24 protein-coding genes are annotated in these 16,979 nt (G+C 51.3%); 17 read left to right on the top strand and 7 right to left on the bottom strand.

Annotation, left to right across the window (positions count from 1 at the left end):
* The first annotated feature begins 13 nt into the window (after nucleotides 1-13).
* The 3 genes from QFZ34_RS20720 (at nucleotide 14) to QFZ34_RS20710 (ending at nucleotide 2,472) form a co-directional block, all read left to right on the top strand.
* Nucleotides 14-910, top strand: a complete 897-nt coding sequence (locus tag QFZ34_RS20720) for an MBL fold metallo-hydrolase (RefSeq protein WP_307284975.1) — start codon at nucleotides 14-16, stop codon at nucleotides 908-910.
* Nucleotides 911-981: 71 nt separating this feature from the next.
* Complete coding sequence (locus tag QFZ34_RS20715) at nucleotides 982-1,410, top strand: BA14K family protein (RefSeq protein WP_115053089.1); 429 nt, start codon at nucleotides 982-984, stop codon at nucleotides 1,408-1,410.
* A gap of 189 nt (nucleotides 1,411-1,599) precedes the next feature.
* Entirely contained in the window at nucleotides 1,600-2,472 is an 873-nt protein-coding gene (locus tag QFZ34_RS20710; protein WP_115053308.1) for a lipid kinase, read from the top strand.
* 16 nt (nucleotides 2,473-2,488) lie between these two features.
* Here the strand turns inward: QFZ34_RS20710 and QFZ34_RS20705 are convergent, their stop codons facing one another.
* Complete coding sequence (locus tag QFZ34_RS20705; protein WP_307284966.1) at nucleotides 2,489-2,668, bottom strand: hypothetical protein; 180 nt, start codon at nucleotides 2,666-2,668, stop codon at nucleotides 2,489-2,491.
* Between the two features lie 415 nt (nucleotides 2,669-3,083).
* Here QFZ34_RS20705 and QFZ34_RS20700 point away from each other — a divergent pair, with 415 nt between their 5' ends.
* The 3 genes from QFZ34_RS20700 (at nucleotide 3,084) to QFZ34_RS20690 (ending at nucleotide 5,681) form a co-directional block, all read left to right on the top strand.
* Entirely contained in the window at nucleotides 3,084-4,610 is a 1,527-nt protein-coding gene (locus QFZ34_RS20700) for an ABC-F family ATP-binding cassette domain-containing protein (protein ID WP_307284963.1), read from the top strand.
* 116 nt (nucleotides 4,611-4,726) lie between these two features.
* The gene (locus QFZ34_RS20695) at nucleotides 4,727-5,434 is read left to right on the top strand and encodes a glutathione S-transferase N-terminal domain-containing protein (RefSeq protein ID WP_115053091.1); all 708 of its coding nucleotides are present in this window, start codon (nucleotides 4,727-4,729) and stop codon (nucleotides 5,432-5,434) included.
* A 121-nt stretch (nucleotides 5,435-5,555) separates the two neighbouring features.
* On the top strand, nucleotides 5,556-5,681 hold the full coding sequence (locus tag QFZ34_RS20690) for a hypothetical protein (RefSeq protein WP_307284959.1): 126 nt from the start codon (nucleotides 5,556-5,558) through the stop codon (nucleotides 5,679-5,681).
* A 25-nt stretch (nucleotides 5,682-5,706) separates the two neighbouring features.
* On the opposite strand, the gene QFZ34_RS20685 is transcribed toward QFZ34_RS20690, so the two are convergent.
* On the bottom strand, nucleotides 5,707-6,030 hold the full coding sequence (locus QFZ34_RS20685; protein WP_115053092.1) for a hypothetical protein: 324 nt from the start codon (nucleotides 6,028-6,030) through the stop codon (nucleotides 5,707-5,709).
* Between the two features lie 245 nt (nucleotides 6,031-6,275).
* Here QFZ34_RS20685 and QFZ34_RS20680 point away from each other — a divergent pair, with 245 nt between their 5' ends.
* The 3 genes from QFZ34_RS20680 to QFZ34_RS20670 all read left to right on the top strand — a co-directional run bounded on the left by QFZ34_RS20680 (nucleotide 6,276) and on the right by QFZ34_RS20670 (nucleotide 7,237).
* The gene (locus QFZ34_RS20680) at nucleotides 6,276-6,521 is read left to right on the top strand and encodes a hypothetical protein (RefSeq protein WP_115053093.1); all 246 of its coding nucleotides are present in this window, start codon (nucleotides 6,276-6,278) and stop codon (nucleotides 6,519-6,521) included.
* A gap of 198 nt (nucleotides 6,522-6,719) precedes the next feature.
* Nucleotides 6,720-6,869, top strand: a complete 150-nt coding sequence (locus tag QFZ34_RS20675; protein ID WP_162802492.1) for a hypothetical protein — start codon at nucleotides 6,720-6,722, stop codon at nucleotides 6,867-6,869.
* Nucleotides 6,870-7,078: 209 nt separating this feature from the next.
* Nucleotides 7,079-7,237 carry a DUF5320 domain-containing protein gene (locus tag QFZ34_RS20670; RefSeq protein ID WP_162802493.1) on the top strand — a complete coding sequence of 53 codons (159 nt, stop codon included), beginning with the start codon at nucleotides 7,079-7,081 and terminating at the stop codon, nucleotides 7,235-7,237.
* 217 nt (nucleotides 7,238-7,454) lie between these two features.
* Here QFZ34_RS20670 and QFZ34_RS20665 read toward each other — a convergent pair whose 3' ends face one another.
* Entirely contained in the window at nucleotides 7,455-7,901 is a 447-nt protein-coding gene (locus QFZ34_RS20665; RefSeq protein ID WP_307284950.1) for a host attachment family protein, read from the bottom strand.
* Between the two features lie 179 nt (nucleotides 7,902-8,080).
* Here QFZ34_RS20665 and QFZ34_RS20660 point away from each other — a divergent pair, with 179 nt between their 5' ends.
* The 8 genes from QFZ34_RS20660 (at nucleotide 8,081) to bfr (ending at nucleotide 12,044) form a co-directional block, all read left to right on the top strand.
* A complete protein-coding gene (locus QFZ34_RS20660; protein WP_115053095.1) occupies nucleotides 8,081-8,260 on the top strand; it encodes a hypothetical protein in 180 nt (59 codons plus the stop codon).
* A gap of 92 nt (nucleotides 8,261-8,352) precedes the next feature.
* Nucleotides 8,353-8,718 carry a putative quinol monooxygenase gene (locus tag QFZ34_RS20655; RefSeq protein ID WP_115053096.1) on the top strand — a complete coding sequence of 122 codons (366 nt, stop codon included), beginning with the start codon at nucleotides 8,353-8,355 and terminating at the stop codon, nucleotides 8,716-8,718.
* A 108-nt stretch (nucleotides 8,719-8,826) separates the two neighbouring features.
* Entirely contained in the window at nucleotides 8,827-9,057 is a 231-nt protein-coding gene (locus tag QFZ34_RS20650; protein ID WP_115053097.1) for a hypothetical protein, read from the top strand.
* A 175-nt stretch (nucleotides 9,058-9,232) separates the two neighbouring features.
* Nucleotides 9,233-9,541 (top strand): hypothetical protein, encoded by a 309-nt coding sequence (locus QFZ34_RS20645; RefSeq protein ID WP_307284942.1) that lies wholly within the window; start codon nucleotides 9,233-9,235, stop codon nucleotides 9,539-9,541.
* A 267-nt stretch (nucleotides 9,542-9,808) separates the two neighbouring features.
* Nucleotides 9,809-10,054 (top strand): hypothetical protein, encoded by a 246-nt coding sequence (locus QFZ34_RS20640; protein ID WP_115053099.1) that lies wholly within the window; start codon nucleotides 9,809-9,811, stop codon nucleotides 10,052-10,054.
* A gap of 143 nt (nucleotides 10,055-10,197) precedes the next feature.
* Nucleotides 10,198-10,659 carry an iron-responsive transcriptional regulator RirA gene (gene rirA / locus QFZ34_RS20635; RefSeq protein WP_115053100.1) on the top strand — a complete coding sequence of 154 codons (462 nt, stop codon included), beginning with the start codon at nucleotides 10,198-10,200 and terminating at the stop codon, nucleotides 10,657-10,659.
* A gap of 622 nt (nucleotides 10,660-11,281) precedes the next feature.
* Nucleotides 11,282-11,593 (top strand): (2Fe-2S)-binding protein, encoded by a 312-nt coding sequence (locus QFZ34_RS20630; RefSeq protein ID WP_307284937.1) that lies wholly within the window; start codon nucleotides 11,282-11,284, stop codon nucleotides 11,591-11,593.
* Entirely contained in the window at nucleotides 11,559-12,044 is a 486-nt protein-coding gene (gene bfr, locus QFZ34_RS20625; RefSeq protein ID WP_115053103.1) for a bacterioferritin, read from the top strand. The genes QFZ34_RS20630 and bfr overlap by 35 nt, the downstream gene beginning before the upstream one ends.
* A gap of 107 nt (nucleotides 12,045-12,151) precedes the next feature.
* Here bfr and QFZ34_RS20620 read toward each other — a convergent pair whose 3' ends face one another.
* The 4 genes from QFZ34_RS20620 to QFZ34_RS20605 all read right to left on the bottom strand — a co-directional run bounded on the left by QFZ34_RS20620 (nucleotide 12,152) and on the right by QFZ34_RS20605 (nucleotide 16,911).
* Nucleotides 12,152-13,234 carry a BMP family ABC transporter substrate-binding protein gene (locus QFZ34_RS20620; protein ID WP_115053104.1) on the bottom strand — a complete coding sequence of 361 codons (1,083 nt, stop codon included), beginning with the start codon at nucleotides 13,232-13,234 and terminating at the stop codon, nucleotides 12,152-12,154.
* An 80-nt stretch (nucleotides 13,235-13,314) separates the two neighbouring features.
* Complete coding sequence (locus QFZ34_RS20615) at nucleotides 13,315-14,235, bottom strand: ABC transporter permease (protein WP_307284932.1); 921 nt, start codon at nucleotides 14,233-14,235, stop codon at nucleotides 13,315-13,317.
* Nucleotide 14,236: 1 nt separating this feature from the next.
* A complete protein-coding gene (locus tag QFZ34_RS20610; protein WP_307284927.1) occupies nucleotides 14,237-15,328 on the bottom strand; it encodes an ABC transporter permease in 1,092 nt (363 codons plus the stop codon).
* On the bottom strand, nucleotides 15,328-16,911 hold the full coding sequence (locus tag QFZ34_RS20605) for an ABC transporter ATP-binding protein (RefSeq protein WP_307284923.1): 1,584 nt from the start codon (nucleotides 16,909-16,911) through the stop codon (nucleotides 15,328-15,330). Before QFZ34_RS20605 ends, QFZ34_RS20610 begins: the two co-directional genes overlap by 1 nt.
* Nucleotides 16,912-16,979: the final 68 nt, after the last annotated feature.

The raw sequence follows: 16,979 nt of genomic DNA, 5'->3' as shown, positions 1-16,979 counted from the left end.
CGGGAAACATCTCATGATCACGCGCCGCGAAACCTTTAAGCTCGCCGCTATTGCCGGCTTGGCGACAGTCCTGCCCCTCGCCTCCGCTCGCTCTAGCAGCAGTGCCCTTGCATGGACGTTTTTCCAGGCAAACGAAGCTGGATTCCGCCGCACGCCGGTGCTTTTGACCGGTGAGAAAGACGCAATTCTGATCGATGGTGGTTTCACTCTTTCCGACGGTAAAGCCGTCGCGGCTGCCATCAAGGCGACTGGCAAGAACCTGACAACGATCTATGTGAGCTGCAACGACCCGGATTATTATTTCAGCCTACGCCCGATTGTTGAAGCCTTTCCGAAGGCGGCGGTCATTGCCAAGCCGGTCACTGTCGCGGCGATCAAAGCCAATGTTGAGGCCAAGCTGGGTGTTTGGGGACCGCAATTAAAGGAAAACGGTCCGCAGACACTCGCAGACGTCGTGATTCCGGAAGCATCGAGCGCTGCCTCGCTTGACCTTGAGGGAAATACGATCGAGATCGTTGAAATCCCGGACATGCACGACCGTCGCTATCTGTACGTTCCCGCACTCGAAGCGGTGTTCGGCGGCGTGCTGGTCGATTCCGGGAATCATGTCTGGATCGCAGATACAGCAACGACCGAACTGCGCGCGGCATGGGTCAAGGCGCTCGACGGAATCATCGCGCGCGCACCGAAAATCGTCGTTCCTGGACATCAGGTCGAAGGGGCCCCGCAAGGCATTGATGCCGTCATGTTTACGCGTGATTATCTTATTGCTTTTGACAAAGAAATGGCTCGCACGAAAAACAGCGCGGAACTGATCGCAGCCATGACCAAGCTTTACCCGAACCTCGCCGATGTCTCTTCGCTCGAACTCGGCGCGAAGGTGGCAAAGGGCGAGATGAAGTGGGGCTGAACCTCTATTATATTCATCCAATATTCATCTGAAAAAGCTCATTCTGGACGCCTCATTCAGGAGGAATAAGCATGAGGAAAATAGTATCTGGAATTTTCGCAGGCGCTTTAAGCTTAGCAATGGGCGTCACCTCCATCATTCCGGCATCGGCGGCTCCATTTGTCCCTGCCCCGCTCGAAATCAAATCGAGTGTCGAGCAGGTTCAATACCGTCATGACAGGCGCTGGCGTGGCCATCATTGGCGGGGCCATCGCGGTTATCGCCACTCCCGTCCAGGCTATCGCCGCCACAATGATGGCTGGTGGTATCCATTGGCTGCCTTTGGCGCGGGTGCGATCATTGGAGGTGCAATCGCCAATCAGCCTCGCCGGGTTGCCCCGGCCCGCGGCAGCGCCCATGTGGAGTGGTGCTATAACAAATATCGCTCGTACCGTTCATCGGACAATAGCTATCAGCCCTATGGCGGCCCGCGCGCCCAGTGTTATTCACCCTATAATTGATAGCGATGCGTGAGAGGCGGCTTTTCGAAGCCGCCTTTTCCTTTGTTTTCCTCTCGCAAATACCTCCCCGACGAGACCATTTGTTGAATATAGCCCCTGCCCGCCACATATGCGGATGACTGCCGGAAAATGACCAGAATCATATTGGCAGTGTGATTGATGAATTTAATCCCCAATCTGGAGACCGGTTTGACAGCGAAAAGAGCTTTGGTTCTGGTGAACCCCTATGCACGCCGTGGCAAGGCCGGCATTGTTCAAGTCCGGCAACTGCTCGATCAGGCTGACATTGATGTCATCGAAGATACGCCCAGCCGCGGCCAACCCCTTTCCGACCTTATTCACAAACATTCCGGAAACATTGATCTGGTGATTGTCGGAGGCGGTGATGGTTCGCTGAACGACTGCGCCAAGGCTTTGCTCGATACCGGTCTTCCGTTGGGTGTCCTACCGCTCGGTACCGCCAATGACTTTGCCCGTACAATTGGCATTCCTCTGGATATTCCCGCTGCCATCAACAGCATCGTCAAGGGCAAAACGACACTGGTCGATCTCGGCGACGCCAATGGATTTCCGTTTTTCAACGTTGCCAGCATTGGTTTCAGTGCAGATCTGGCTATGTCACTGACAGAAAAAGCCAAGAAATATTGGGGCAAACTTGGTTATGGTCTGGTTGCAGCGCGGCTTCTGGCGGACTCCCGCCTTTTTACCGCAACTCTCGAACATGATGGGATAAGCGAAGAGCTGCGCACCTTACAGATCGCGGTAGGCAATGGCAGGCATTATGGTGGCGGCATGACTGTTCATGAGGATGCGACGGCGACCGACGGCCTGCTCGATTTTTACAGTCTTGAGGTTGATCACTGGTGGCGTTTGCTCACTCTGCTGCCAAGTCTGCGGAAAGGCACCCATGGTCAATGGGATGATGTGCGGGCCTTTTCCACCAAGGATCTGACGATTCGCACACGCAAACCACGTCGCGTTAATCTCGACGGTGAGTTGAAAACAGAAACGCCGGTTCGCTTTACCATCCGTGAAAAGGCAATCGCCGTTTTTGTGCCCTGAGCCGGCCGCACGCCAGTTAAGGCAGAACCAGCAATACCGGCAAATGGCCGGATGCGTGCAGCGCTTGCAGCAATAGCCAGTGGCGCAATCCGGGAATGAATCGCCGGACGTGCCGCCTGTAATATTCATATTCGGTACCGTGCAAGTTAGCCAGAAAGCGCTCTTCTCTGGCGATTTTCGATGAAAAGATCATCATTGCTGTGAGGCCCGCAGCAAAGCCATGACATATTTCCCCCGACCACTATGAACTACACAGTCAGATAGAGCTGTCAGATTGCGCTTGCATTACGCTGAAGCGATTGCGCCTATCAAAAAGCAATGTTATCCATGCGTCGAACATTGAGTATTTTACCAAGAAAGGAGGGCTGCACATGAACGGACCATTTCACCAGCATCGTCGGCGCGGCCCTGTCTACGCCCTGCAATCGCGTTTGCAGGGCTGACCGGAAATCTATTTCAACTTCATATCCTGGTCTGCCCTTCGTTGAGAGCAGCGCCCAACCTGAAATTCAGGCGCGCTGCCAATCGATAATCACCGAGTAATCGCGGGAATATCCCGCATGGATTCGCATCAGAGATGCAGTATCTGCTCGGCAGACCAGAGAATGAACATGACTTTGATCAACGTCAGAAACCTCGGCATCACCCTTGGTGCGCCACTTTTCTCCAAACTTAATCTTTCCATCGCAAATGGCGACCGCCTGGGTATTGTCGCGGCCAATGGGCGGGGTAAATCCACCCTTTTACGCTGTCTTAACGGCGATCTCGAACCAACGACCGGCGATATCACCCGCATACGAGGTCTGCGGGTTGGGCATGTCGAGCAGGTCGTTCCGCACAAACTCATGGGCGTGGCTTTTTATGAGGCGGTGCGCCTTGCCCTGCCCGCTGACCAGATCGACAGTGAGAGTTGGCGGGTTGATATTGTACTGGACTCGCTCAATGTGCCCGAAGAGCTTCGCCAGCGTGCGCTATCGAAACTCAGCGGAGGCTGGCAAAGGCTGGCCATGCTTGCCCGCATTTGGGTGACAGAGCCGGATGTTCTGTTGCTGGATGAGCCGACAAATCATCTTGATCTCTCCAAGATCAACCAGCTGGAGCGTTGGATCAATGATCTGCCGCGCGATGTGCCGCTTGTCATCTGCAGCCATGACCGCGCATTTCTCGATGCGACGACAAACCGGACGCTGTTTCTTCGACCTGAGAACTCGCAGATATTCTCGCTGCCTTATAGCCCTGCCCGCCAGGCTTTGGACGAGATTGATGCATCGGAAGCGCGCCGTTTCCAGCGCGATATGAAGGTCGCGCAGCAACTGCGCCAACAGGCTGCAAAACTCAACAACATCGCCATCAATTCGGGTAGCGATCTGTTGACAGTCAAGACCAAGCAACTCAAGCAAAGGGCGGAGCGGCTGGAGGATGCCGCCCGACCGGCGCATCAGGAACGCTCTTCCGGGGCAATCAAGCTTGCCAATAGCGGCACTCATGCAAAGGTTCTGGTAACGCTGGATGAGGCAGCCGTGTCAACGCCCGACGGTATGCTTCTGTTCAACTCGGGAAAACGCTGGATATGTCAGGGTGACCGTATCGTCCTTCTGGGCTTGAACGGCGCGGGAAAGTCACGGCTTGTCGATATGATCCGCAAGTCTATCATTGATCCGGCAACATCTCAGGTTGGGGTAAAGGCAACGCCTTCTCTGGTTCTTGGCTATGGCGATCAAGCATTGTCAGACCTCTCTGACAGCTCAACGCCGTTCAATACAATCAGCCGCCGGTTTGATATTGGCGATCAGCGGGTTCGCACGCTTCTTGCAGGCGCTGGCTTGGGAATCGATATCCAAAACAAGCCAAACAGCATTCTTTCGGGCGGACAAAAAGCCCGGCTTGGAATGCTGGTTCTGCGCCTGTCAAACCCCAACTTCTATCTTTTGGATGAGCCGACAAATCATCTGGATATTGACGGTCAGGAAGCATTGGAAAACGAATTGATGGCGCATGAGGCAAGCTGCCTGGTTGTTTCGCATGATCGCAGTTTCGTTCGGGCAATAGGCAATCGCTTCTGGCTTATCGAAAAGCGTCGCCTGATTGAGGTTGAAAGCCCGGAAGAATTTTTCGCGTCCTTTGCCAAGACCGCCTGATGACGCAAAAATGTTCCGGCGAAGCCCCCATTTCGCCGGAACATTTTAGTGGATGATTGTGGTAGCTTTTCCACGAGTCGCACACACCAGAACAGGTCTTTTCAAGGGAATATCAAATGACTGATCTATCGTCCTTCCCCATTACTAAAAAGTGGCCGGCACAACATCCTGATCGCTTGCAGCTTTATTCCTTTGCCACGCCCAATGGTGTGAAGGTTTCCATAGCCTTGGAAGAACTTGGCCTCGCCTATGAAGCCCACACGGTCAATATCGGTGCCAATGAGACATGGACGCCGGAGTTCCTGTCGCTAAACCCAAATGGCAAGATTCCGGCGATTATTGATCCGAACGGGCCTGGCGGCGAGCCACTAGCCTTGTTTGAATCAGGCGCGATCCTGCTTTACCTTGCCGAGAAGACCGGCAAATTGCTTCCCGCTGATCCTGCCAAGCGCTATGAAACCATCCAATGGGTATTCTTCCAGATGGCAGCCATCGGGCCAATGTTCGGTCAGGTCGGTTTTTTCTACAAGTTTGCCGGTCGTGAGTATGAAGACAAGCGGCCGCTTGAGCGCTACCGCGCTGAATCGCAACGTCTGCTTGGTGTTCTTGAAACGCGCCTCGAAGGGCGTGAATGGATTATGGGCGAAGAATACACAATCGCAGACATTTCGATGCTTGGTTGGGTGCGAAACCTTATCGGCTTTTATGGAGCTCGCGAAATCGTGCAGTTCGACGCGCTCAAGAATGTTCCAGCTTGGCTGGAGCGTGGCCTGGCTCGCCCCGCTGTGCAACGTGGTTTGGATATCCCCAAACGTCCAGCATGAAGCTCACAATCAGGCAGTGTTGAAACTGTTTGCATTGAGAAGCGTTATCCTACACCATAAATAATCTGAGGCCGGGGTCGTTATAATCCCGGTCCCGGCCCATCCCGAAAGGATTGGATATTTGGTAGTAGATGATTTTGATGAAGACGATGAAGATGCATGGGCTGTTCATAATTCCCAGGGTTGGTATCTTGCGATCTTCGGTATCGGTGTCGCCTTCGCAGCTTTGGTCGTCTATATTTGCTGAATTGCCGGTCGCAATTCAGCCCGCACTAATCCAGTGCTGCACGCGCATTTTCTAAAGCGCGCATTGCCGCAAACAGCACTTCCCTGTCGCGCTGATGAGCCTCAAATAACTCGACAAAGGCGGGGTTGCTGATTTCATGCGGCCGTGGTGCAGATTTTGCGCGCAAAAGGCTTTGATCGGCCGCAATTTTAGCAATGGAAACCTGATGTTTGGCCGCGTCGATGCGGGAAAGCGCCTGACGCATTTTGGTATTGATGGTCGTGCGTATTGCCTGCCCTGACAGCACAGATGCCAGAAGCTTTTCGCCGGCCACCGCCGGATTTTCATTTGGAACGACTCGTTCGTTCATCTTGGTTACGCTTTCTGTCCATGATTCAATTTTCCCTAATTATAGGCATTGTTCATGACAGCAGAACGATGGGCCGGTTAAATTCCATGACAAATGGGGTAGGCAATTCCTGTTTTTGTGCAAATTGTGGAATTCAGTTGCAGTTGCTGGACGAAGCCGGGCAAGAGCGCAAACTGATTTGACTGTGTAGACTTATTCAGTTGTAATCGCCGCCGATTGATACGCATGGACTGCAGGAGTGAAATATGGACCGCTATGAAACTTTCGCAACGTGGATATTTATTGTCTTCGGGGCGCTCATCATTGCTGGCCTGATGGCTTTCGCCATTTCCACCGGCGACAAGCCGGCATTTATCTTCGCGCTTGCTGCAGCCTGCAGTGCCTTTTTTCTCGGTTTCGCAGTTATTTTCGACCGGCCGCGGCTTTACGGGCTGATCTTGTTTGTTTCATTTGTAATGATTGCCGGTTCAGTGACCAATATTGTCACTTGAGACGCGGTGTGACGGACAGCAGATCGCCCGAATCCTTCTGCTAACCGCCCTCAAACTGCAATTCTCCAGTGAATTTTTTCGCTGTTTGGTCGTTTAGTGAAAAATTTGTTCGATAATACAGGGTGCGGGGTAATCTCTATCGTTTCAATCGTGTATCAACTGTTGCATATTGCCTCCAACTCAATGTGAGATCTCGGCATGGCACTGATTGATGTTACCTCCTGCGAAACGTCACCTTTGAAAAGGCAGCAACTTATTCGCACGGATCGTCTCGGCGTTATTCTCATTTTCGCCGGTGCTGTGGTGTTCCATCTGGCGATACTCTTCAATCTTTTGCCATCGGTGTAAATTAACCAAATATTTTTTACCAAGGCCGGAACCAATTTTCGGCACATGCATTCTGCATGTACTGGTTCCCCCAAACCAGTTTTGGCTAGACCCCACAAGCCAATAGCCCAATCCTCATGCCCCTGAGGGTTGGGCATTTCTTTTTGGGCTGGAGCGCTCTGGCAGGCGCGGTTTTAACGGACCAATTTACAGGACCTTGGAGGAGAAAGATGTCGCTCGAAAATGCCAGACAGGCAATTGAAGCTGCAATTCACAGTGGAGACTTCAAAAGTATGGGCGTGGCAGTATTTAAGGCCATCAATGCTTTGGAAGAAAGAATTAAAGCGTTAGAAGAAGAAAATGAACGGCTAAAGGCGCAATTGAAATAATACGTGCTCAAGCTGATTGTTGAATCTACTGACGATTGTGCTAGACTATAGTTAAGTTGAGTGTAGCGGTGTCTTGAGCCTGAGCCGCACTGAAACGATGCGCGATATATTTATCCAGAGTCCAGTTTGTTAGAGCCGAATCAAGCCTCAACTTGCAAAACCCTTGACCGATTGGCCAGGGGTTTTGTTTGACTGCTTTATATTTGCGATGAATTCATTACGCCGCGAGAATTGACTGAATATCGTTGATCGAATGGTTGGTCAGCGTTTTTGGAATTTCGCTTACGATTTTGTCTGAAACTTCCTTATGAAATTCCTGACGCATCTGGCCGAGCACGACGGGCGGTGCGATAATTATAAGCCGCTCGAAGTCTCCTTTGTGAGCGAAACCGTAAAGTTCGTCGGCGACTTCCTTTGCAAACCGTTTTTTTGAAATTGCATGCCAGTTTGTCTCTTCAGTGGCGCTCCTATGTGCGCTTGGTCCATCGGAAAAGCGGCCCGGTTTATCTGTCCCCTGCTCGCGCGTTGCCGGATTAGACTGGTTCATTTCATGGATTGTATGTAATTCGACATTGTTTACCTCGCGCTCGTTGCGGAGAAATAAAGCCTTCTCACCGTCTGCCACTATAACCCACGTGTGACGGTTCAGCATGACGTCCACCATTTTACGCTCCACCTTTCCTGTTTGGGTCTTGGATAAATTTCATTAGGAGTTTCCTTCCATTTGAGGTTGGTTGTGAGCGCCGCTTTGAAATAAGCGGATAAAAACTAACGTCTCGAATCTTGAGATGTTCCAGATTTTTTAGACAGACTGATTGCGCCGAGAGCGTAGTGGGGGACCGAATGAAAATGGTTTTACGCGTTGTTGCAGCCTTGCTGATCATCGCTGGTTGCATATGGACGTTGCAAGGACTGAGTCTGATTGGCGGCAGCTTCATGGTCGGGCAGACGCGTTGGTTGGTCATTGGCCTATGCACGATGATCATGGGTGCGCTTTTGTTGATTTTCCTCCGCCGGCAATAAGCCCTTGTCTGGATTTAAGCCACCTCGCCTGTTAGAAAACAAAGAGTTAGAACCGCGACTCTGTTGCGGCTAAAAATTCCGGGGAGAGAAAAATGACGGCATGGACCATTATCGTTGAGTTTGAAACGAACGAGGGCAAGGAAGAGGAGTTCCTGACGCGCATTCGCGAACATGCCAGAAAGACGCTTGAAGAAGAACCCGGTTGTCTGCGTTTTGAGGTTATCAAGCCGGTCCAACGTGACGGAACGCCCATACCCAACAAGGTAATGGTCAATGAGCTTTATGCAAATGAAGCGGCTGTGACCGCCCACGAATCCAATCCTCGGATGCCCAAAGTGCGCGAGGCGAACAAGCCTTTGTTGAAGTCGAGCAGGCTTATTTATGCGCAAGCTGTAGATGGAAAAGTCGCAGCCGAAGGTTTGCGGCCGCAAGAACTCAATGCCAGCAATGATGATTGATTTCGATCATCTGCAACGAAAGTATCATGGTGCAAGTTGCACGTTATGTGTCATGCTTATTTCAAGCCTTGTCATGTTTGCGGGCGGCCATATTGAGAGTCTGGGACGATGAAAATACTTGCCACGGTTGTTATCTTGCCATGTGTATTGGCGCTGACGGGATGCGGAGCAATGCGTTGGGCCGATAAGAACCCGCCAAGAACTTCGAACTGCGCAGGCTGGAACAAGATAAGAATTAAAGCTGAAACAGCGGTTTATCTGGCGAAGAATGATTTTTCTGCGGGTATCGACATCGATTCACACAATTTGAATGGTCAGAATAATGGCTGCTGGAAATAGCTCTCCAGCTTTGTGCGGAACCAAACATATCCTTCGACGTTTTCCAAACGATAGAACAGCGGAGCGAAATGCCGAATTTCGGTTTTCGACTAATTTGCTGTTTGAATAAATGAACGATCACCATTTGCCGCAGAAAGGCATTCGGCGATCGGGAAATCACAAAGGAATGTTTGGAATGGCAACGAATACATCGAAAGTTCGCGACGCAATTGAAGATGATCTGGAAACGCAGATCGCCTCCTTGCGCAAAGAGCTTTCCACAATCAGCAAATCTTTGTCTGACCAGGGATATGATCTATATGATCAAGCCAGTTCTACATATGATAGTGTGAAGCAAGGTGGGCGCAAGGCAGTGCGGTTTGTTGGTGATGAAGCGCAATATGTGGCGGAAAAAGCCAAGGAAAACCCTTTGACAGCTGTTGCTATTGTGTCTGCCGTGGCCGCAGTCGGGCTGCTGATTGGCCTTAGCGCATATCGCCGCTAAAGCAAATTCCGGGAACGCAAAGCTGGGTTTTTTTCGCCCGCATCGTGAGTAACAACATTGGTTTATACGTTACGAGGCCGGGGCTTTGCCCGGGCCTTTTTTATGTTGATACTGAACCTGCCACTATTTTACCGGCTTGCATCGCCAATATTGCTTTCGCAAGGCTGAACAGTTTATGTATTGCGAAATTCATCGGCTTCGTACCGAGGTTGTGTTTGGAAGGCTATGTTTTCAAAATAGCCAGTTCGAGAGTGAGTTATATCCGCGATGGACAAGTTCGAGAATTATGCACTGGCTCTGATGGTCGTGTTCGGTGCACTGATCATTGGCGGCCTTATGGCTGTTCACATAGCCATGATGCATAAGGCTGGCTTTATTCTGGCTCTGAGTGCTGCCGTAGTCGTGTGGGCCGCCGGGTTCGCCGTGCTTTTTGACAAGCCGCGGCTCTACGGTCTTTCGCTCCTCGTTGCAATTGGTTTGATCGCTGGTTCTATAGCAGTACTCGTTGTCTGACGTATTCAACATCATAATCGTACAATGGCGATAATATGAATATTGGCGTCATATTTTTTTATTTACTTTATTGAGAATAGTTCTAAAGTAGAATGCGTAGAGAGTGAACGTACCTGAAACTTCAGGTTGAGAAAGACATTCCCATGCGACTGACACGTCAAACAAATTACGCCATCCGTATTCTCATGTATTGCGCTGCTAATGATGGCAAGCTCAGCCGTATTGGCGAGATCGCGCAGGCCTATACAGTCTCGGAGCTTTTTCTTTTCAAGATCCTCCAGCCGCTCGTAGAAAATGGTTTCATTGAAACAGTGCGCGGCCGCAATGGCGGGGTGAAGCTTGGCAAGCCTGCGACCGACATTACGCTGTTTGATGTTGTTCGCGTGACTGAAGAGAATTTTGCAATGGCCGAATGCTTTGAAGCTGATGGCGCCGATTGCCCGTTGATCGATAGCTGCGGTTTGAACTCGGCGCTGCGCAAGGCGCTCAACGCGTTCTTCGAAGTGCTGGCCCAATACTCAATCGACGACATCGTGGACAAGCGTGATGTTCGCGCTTTGCTTGGAATAGATGCGCTTGCGCCGCGCCTAGCCACCGCGAGTTGAGTTGGCATTAGCCGGGCGCCCTGCCCGGCATTTTGAAAATCGCGGCGCCATTTTTGTGGCGACTCGCCAGATGCTTCCAGCGATTCGGGGAAGATCGAAGTGTTTTTGCTCAAAAATTGATTGTTTTTGCTGAAGAATTTCCATCAGAAGTGGTAAAAAGATTGTGCCGGGTTGCATGCTTCGGCATTCGCAGCTGGAAATGACGCCAATTTTCACCGGTTGAGACGTTATGACACACGCCATCTCGCGTTAAATTTTACAACCTTTTACAGCCCATTTTGGTCAAATATGATTGAAATGGTTATGTTATTTTCCTAGTTTAGAACTATTCTAAGTTATTGAAATCATGGCGCAATCTGGCCTCCCCGTTTGACACATTGCCCAAAAATCCGTTTTATAGAGCCAGCGTTGCACAAACGCACAACCTTTAATGTTTGGGCCTTGAACCCTTGCGATTGGAGGAACCATTGTCTGGTTCGGAAGTATTACCCGCTTGCGGGAACGTCTTTACAGGTACAAAAAACTGGCTTGAGATCAATTCTCGGCTTATTTTTCGTATTGTTGAGAAAAGATTCAACATTTCCAATAGTTTGTCTACTTTGCAAAACGGCATTGAACCACGATGCTAGTTTGCCATTGCAATATCATTACCCAGAAAGAGATCGAGAATACTATCATTGAGTTTCTCGATGCTGATCCTTGGCAGCTTCTTGTCCCTGCAAAAATTTACCATGCCCTGAAGAAGCGCGGTCGCTGCTGCGGTTGCTTCCCAAACGTCGTTGAAACCATCATAAAGGTGACGGAAGATTATCACCTCCGCCATGGTCCGAACGACTCCAATGCTGTGTTGTTCATAGACCGTGTGCGGTCATTACGGCACGAATACGGGAGTTCACGACATGAAGGGCGATCCAAGGGTCATCGAGCGGCTTAACGAGGCACTTTTCCTCGAACTGGGAGCCGTCAATCAGTATTGGTTGCATTACCGTCTGCTCGACGACTGGGGCTTCAAAAAGCTGGCCAAGAAAGAACGCGCTGAATCCATTGAAGAGATGCAGCATGCGGATCGTATTATCGAACGCATTATTTTTCTTGAAGGCCACCCAAACCTGCAATCCATTGGCGCATTGCGTATCGGCCAGAACATCAAAGAAGTTCTGGAGGCGGATCTACAAGGCGAGATGGATGCTGTGGCATCCTACAAGAAGTCCCGTGAGATTTGCTCTGAATTGGGCGACTACGTCAGCAAAGAACTCTTTGACGAACTTCTTAAAGACGAGGAAGGTCATGTCGACTTCCTGGAGACCCAGCTTGATTTGCTGAACTCGATTGGTATCGAGCGCTATGGCATGCTCAATGCCGCTTCGGCTGACGAAGCCGGCTGATATCGTTTTTACGAGTTCCGGGAAAAATGCCTAAGGGCTTTTCACCCGGAGTTGTAAAAACAAAAAAGGGCGCCAAAAGCGCCCTTTTTATTATGATTGGTTCAAGCTCAATTGGGCAGCTTGTCGTCCACGCCTGCGACGTAGAAATTCATGCTCAAAATGGTCTTGTCGTCGGCAGTCTCACCGGCCTTCAGCCATTCGGAACCATCCTGCTTTTTCAGCGGGCCGGTAAACGGCTTCAGTTCGCCGGAAGTGATCTTCGCCTGTGTTTCTTCGGCGAGCTTCTTCACATCCTCTGGCATATTTGTGTAGGGCGCCATGACGACCAGCCCTTCCTTCATGCCTTCGAAAACATTGTGCGACTTCCAACTGCCGTCGATAACAGCCTTGGCACGTTCAATGTAGTATGGGCCCCAATTATCGACGATTGATGTCAATTGAGTTTCAGGACCGAATTTGATCATATCGGAGGCCTGACCGAAGGCTTTGATTTTGCGCTCAGATGCCACCTGCATTGGTGCTGTCGAATCCGTGTGCTGGGTGATGATATCAACGCCCTGATCGACGAGCGCCTTAGCTGCGTCGGCTTCCTTGCCAGGATCAAACCAGGAGTTCGCCCAGATTACTTTGACCTTGAAATCTGGATTGACCGACTGCGCGCCAAGCATGAATGCGTTAATGCCCTGCACGACTTCCGGGATCGGGAATGAGCCAATATAACCGGCAATGCCTGCCTTCGACATTTTCGCAGCTATGACGCCCTGTACGTAGCGGCCTTCGTAAAAACGCGAATTATAGACCGAAACATTTTCAGCAGTTTTATATCCCGTAGCATGTTCAAACTTCACGTCCGGGAACTTCTGCGCGACTTTGATAGTCGGATCCATATAACCGAAAGATGTTGTGAAAATCAGCTTGTTACCAGCACGGGCAAGGCGTTCAATTGAACGCTCTGCATCAGCGCCCTCTGGAACGCTTTCAAGAAATGTCGTCTCAACCTGATCGCCGAGCGCCTTCTCCATCTCTTTGCGGCCTTGATCGTGCTGGTATGTCCAGCCAAAATCACCGGGCGGTCCGATATAGATAAAGCCAACCTTCAGCTTTTCCGCTGCGAAGGCAGCGCCTGTCACAGCAAAGCTGGTAACCCCAAGGGTCGCAGCTATTGTCAGCCCCATAATCAGTTTTTTCATTAAAGTTCACCTCTCTGTTAAAGCAATGCGTTGTTTTGGTCCTGTTCCCGCGCGAGGGATGTGAATGTTAATTCACTCCACTAGCGATCAGGTACAAAAGCTTTGCCAAGCGATGTTGGCGTATTCATCAGCGTCAGGCGCTTGTTTCGAGAAATCAAGACAAGAACGATGATCGTTGCAAGATAGGGCAATGCTGACATGAGCTGCGACGGGACACCGATACCTAAAGCCTGAGCATGCAACTGCCCAATGGTAACTGCTCCAAACAGATAAGCACCTGCCATGATGCGCCAGGGCCGCCACGAAGCAAAAACCACCAGCGCCAATGCAATCCAACCGCGCCCGGAACTCATATTTTCAACCCATTGCGGCACGTAAACCAGCGATAGCTGTGCACCGGCAAGACCGGCGCAGGCGCCCCCAAACAGCACGGCGAGGTAGCGAATCCGGATTACCGGAACCCCCAAAGCATGGGCTGAAGTGTGGTTGTCGCCGACAGAGCGAAGCGTCAATCCGGCGCGAGTTTTGAACAGGAACCACGCGACGCCGATGGTCAGAAAAATGGAAATGTAGAAGATAGGGTCCTGTCCAAAGAAGAACTTTCCGATATAGGGTAAGTCTGTAAGCCCTTGAATATAAAGAGACTGCATGCGTATTCCGGGCAATCCCACAAAGCTTTCACCGATCATTGCGGAAGCTCCGAGGCCAAGCAAGGTGAGTGCCAGACCGGTAGCAACTTGATTGGTCGCCAGGGTCAATGTCAGAAAACCGAAAAGCAGTGAAAAGGCAGCGCCGGCAAGCACGGCAGCCAGAAGGCCAAGCCAAGCAGAGCCGGTCATTTGCGCGGCAGCAAAGCCAGAAACCGCCCCCATGATCATCATGCCCTCAACGCCGAGATTGAGAACGCCCGAACGTTCAACGACGAGCTCGCCCAAGGCAGCGATCAGCAGCGGTGTGGCAGCCGTTGCAATCGTCAGAAGAATGGCCTCGAACATCGTCATTTCACGCGCCTTTCGCCGCTGCATCGCCCAAATGGGACACAATCCGGATGCGATAATAAATCAAGGTGTCACTGGCGAGGATAAAAAACAGCATTATCCCTTGGAAGATTCGGGCTGATTTTTCTGAAATACCCAATGAAATCTGGGCTGCTTCGCCACCAAGATAAGTTAGGGCAAGCACTAAACCTGCAGCAACTATCCCCAGCGGGTTGAGTCGGCCGAGAAATGCCACGATGATCGCCGTAAAGCCGTAGCCCGGCGAAATACTGGTGCGAAGTTGCCCGACGGCGCCGGACACTTCAGCTATTCCTGCAAGTCCCGCCAGGGCACCTGAGATCAGGAATGCAAAAAAGGTTAGTCGCCCTGCGCTGAATCCAGCAAAACGCCCTGCCCGAGCACTACGCCCGAATACCTTTATTTCAAAGCCGCTTAGCGTGCGCGAGAGCGTGAACCACACGGCAAGGGCAGCAATCAACGCCAGTATAAAACCCCAATGGGCCCTGCCCGATTCTGTCCAGATTTCCGGAAGAACCGCACTTGCGTTGAACTGTATTGTTTCGGGAAAATTATATCCTTGCGGATTGCGCCATGGGCCGCGCACCAGCCAATCCAAAAACAGCTGCGCCACATAAACCAACATCAGACTTGTCAGGATTTCGTTGGTGTTGAACCGCACTTTCAGGAAAGCCGGTATTGTTGCATAGGCCGCGCCACCGGCCATGCCCAGCAGAAGCATCAGTGGCAAGACGTACCAGCCTTGAAAGCCGGGAAAAACAATTGGAAGAAACGAACCAGCAATGCCACCGGCGATAAACTGCCCTTCCGCACCAATGTTCCAATTGTTCGAAAGAAAACAAACCGATAGGCCAACCGCAATAAGGATCAGCGGCGCTGCTTTTATCAGTAGCTCGTGAATGGACCAGACTTCGGTCAATGGCTCAATGAAATAGGAATAAAGAGCAGCAAACGGGTTTTTGCCAAGAATGGAAAACAGGATCGCGCCTGCGATCAGAGTCAGGAATAGCGCGATGAAAGGAGATAATGCGCTGAACAAAGCCGAATGCTGCGGGCGCCTGACAAGTTCTATCCGCATCAAGCCGCTCCTGCATGTGAAGTAGCCGATATATCCGCGCCGCCCATCATCAGCCCTGCGCGCTCCATTGTCATGGCTTCGATTGCTATGGGCTGGGACAATCTTCCATGGACCATGGCTGCCATCATGTCGGAAATTTCAAACAATTCATCAAGATCCTGGCTTATGACCACGACAGCGGCGCCGTTACGGGCAAGATTGACCAAGGCCTGCCGAATGAGCGCAGCAGCACCCGCATCGACACCCCATGTTGGCTGATTGACGACCAGCACTGACGGATTGCGGTCAAGCTCCCTACCGATGAGGAATTTCTGCAAATTTCCGCCTGAAAGTGCCGAAGCATCGGGATTATCGGCGCTTTTGCGTACATCCATGCGAGACACTATACGTTTGGCTGCCATTGCAAGGCTTGATTGGGCAATAAGTTTGAACAAACCGCCGGAAACGAATACTTTCTTATCGGTAGAATGGCGCGACAACAGCAAATTTTGCGTCAATGCCATGTCCGGCACGGCTCCATGCCCGAGGCGCTCTTCCGGTACGAATGCTGCGCCAAGTTTGCGACGCGCGGAAATACCGATCTGACTGGCATCAATCCCGCGAATTGTCACTTTGCCGGATTGTTCCTGTCGTATCTCGCCGGAAATTGCGTCGAATAATTCACCCTGCCCATTGCCGGCAACGCCAGCAATACCAAGAACTTCCCCCGCATTCACTACAAGGTTGATGTCGTGCAACGCGATGGAAAAAGGTCCGCGTGGTCTTTGTGAGAGGCCGTTTATCTGCAATAGCGGCAGCGGCTTGTTATCCGATTTTTCTACTGCCGGTCGTTCAATGATATGAATGTCGCTTCCAACCATCATTCGTGCCAGTGAAGAGGCTGTTTCGCCACGCGGGTCGCAATGACCGACTACTTTACCGTGCCGCAATACCGTTGCCCGGTCGCAGAGCCGCCGCACCTCTTCGAGCCTGTGGCTGATGTAAAGGATCGACTTTCCTTCAGAACGCAGCCGCTCCAGCGTGAGGAATAGCAGATCAGCCTCCTGTGGCGTGAGCACTGAAGTAGGCTCATCAAGAATGATCAGGTCGGGGTTTTGCAGGAGGCAGCGAATAATCTCGATCCGTTGACGCTCCCCAACGGAAAGATCACCCACCAGCGCTTCCGGATCAACCGGTAATCCATAGGTTTGACCAATCTGTCTGGCGCGCTCGGCAATGCTATCGAGCGGCGCTTTCTCGTCGAGCGACAGGGCAATATTTTCCGCTGTAGTCAGCGCGTCGAAAAGCGAAAAATGCTGGAAAACCATGCCGATACCGAACGATCTTCCCACAGCAGGGCTTGCGACCGTGACCGGCTGCCCCTTCCAGAAGATTTCGCCGGATGTTGGCTGCAATGCACCGAATAGCATTTTAACGAGCGTGGATTTGCCCGCACCATTTTCCCCAAGCAACGCATGAATCTCACCGGCGCCGATTGATAAATCGATACCGTCACACGCTTTCAACGTTCCAAAAATTTTGGTGAGCTTGTTTGCTTCCAGTAGCGGATTTTTAGAGCCGTCTTTTGTTGTTGTTGTTGTCATCGTTCCCCGCGGCCAAGACCGGGATTGATCCTACGTCAGGCATATTCCGCTTGGGAAGTGCAAACTGT

Source organism: Phyllobacterium ifriqiyense (assembly GCF_030817885.1).
Lineage (GTDB): Bacteria > Pseudomonadota > Alphaproteobacteria > Rhizobiales > Rhizobiaceae > Phyllobacterium > Phyllobacterium ifriqiyense.
This window is presented reverse-complemented; position numbering and strand designations above follow the sequence as displayed.

Bases quoted from the DNA above. Each gene is read 5' to 3' on its own strand.
- QFZ34_RS20720 (WP_307284975.1), top strand. From the start codon at position 14: ATGATCACGCGCCGCGAAACCTTTAAGCTCGCCGCTATTGCCGGCTTG.
- QFZ34_RS20715 (WP_115053089.1), top strand. From the start codon at position 982: ATGAGGAAAATAGTATCTGGAATTTTCGCAGGCGCTTTAAGCTTAGCA.
- QFZ34_RS20705 (WP_307284966.1), bottom strand. From the start codon at position 2,668: ATGATGATCTTTTCATCGAAAATCGCCAGAGAAGAGCGCTTTCTGGCT.
- QFZ34_RS20700 (WP_307284963.1), top strand. From the start codon at position 3,084: ATGACTTTGATCAACGTCAGAAACCTCGGCATCACCCTTGGTGCGCCA.
- QFZ34_RS20695 (WP_115053091.1), top strand. From the start codon at position 4,727: ATGACTGATCTATCGTCCTTCCCCATTACTAAAAAGTGGCCGGCACAA.
- QFZ34_RS20685 (WP_115053092.1), bottom strand. From the start codon at position 6,030: ATGAACGAACGAGTCGTTCCAAATGAAAATCCGGCGGTGGCCGGCGAA.
- QFZ34_RS20680 (WP_115053093.1), top strand. From the start codon at position 6,276: ATGGACCGCTATGAAACTTTCGCAACGTGGATATTTATTGTCTTCGGG.
- QFZ34_RS20675 (WP_162802492.1), top strand. From the start codon at position 6,720: ATGGCACTGATTGATGTTACCTCCTGCGAAACGTCACCTTTGAAAAGG.
- QFZ34_RS20670 (WP_162802493.1), top strand. From the start codon at position 7,079: ATGTCGCTCGAAAATGCCAGACAGGCAATTGAAGCTGCAATTCACAGT.
- QFZ34_RS20665 (WP_307284950.1), bottom strand. From the start codon at position 7,901: ATGGTGGACGTCATGCTGAACCGTCACACGTGGGTTATAGTGGCAGAC.
- QFZ34_RS20660 (WP_115053095.1), top strand. From the start codon at position 8,081: ATGAAAATGGTTTTACGCGTTGTTGCAGCCTTGCTGATCATCGCTGGT.
- QFZ34_RS20655 (WP_115053096.1), top strand. From the start codon at position 8,353: ATGACGGCATGGACCATTATCGTTGAGTTTGAAACGAACGAGGGCAAG.
- QFZ34_RS20650 (WP_115053097.1), top strand. From the start codon at position 8,827: ATGAAAATACTTGCCACGGTTGTTATCTTGCCATGTGTATTGGCGCTG.
- QFZ34_RS20645 (WP_307284942.1), top strand. From the start codon at position 9,233: ATGGCAACGAATACATCGAAAGTTCGCGACGCAATTGAAGATGATCTG.
- QFZ34_RS20640 (WP_115053099.1), top strand. From the start codon at position 9,809: ATGGACAAGTTCGAGAATTATGCACTGGCTCTGATGGTCGTGTTCGGT.
- rirA (WP_115053100.1), top strand. From the start codon at position 10,198: ATGCGACTGACACGTCAAACAAATTACGCCATCCGTATTCTCATGTAT.
- QFZ34_RS20630 (WP_307284937.1), top strand. From the start codon at position 11,282: ATGCTAGTTTGCCATTGCAATATCATTACCCAGAAAGAGATCGAGAAT.
- bfr (WP_115053103.1), top strand. From the start codon at position 11,559: ATGAAGGGCGATCCAAGGGTCATCGAGCGGCTTAACGAGGCACTTTTC.
- QFZ34_RS20620 (WP_115053104.1), bottom strand. From the start codon at position 13,234: ATGAAAAAACTGATTATGGGGCTGACAATAGCTGCGACCCTTGGGGTT.
- QFZ34_RS20615 (WP_307284932.1), bottom strand. From the start codon at position 14,235: ATGACGATGTTCGAGGCCATTCTTCTGACGATTGCAACGGCTGCCACA.
- QFZ34_RS20610 (WP_307284927.1), bottom strand. From the start codon at position 15,328: ATGCGGATAGAACTTGTCAGGCGCCCGCAGCATTCGGCTTTGTTCAGC.
- QFZ34_RS20605 (WP_307284923.1), bottom strand. From the start codon at position 16,911: ATGACAACAACAACAACAAAAGACGGCTCTAAAAATCCGCTACTGGAA.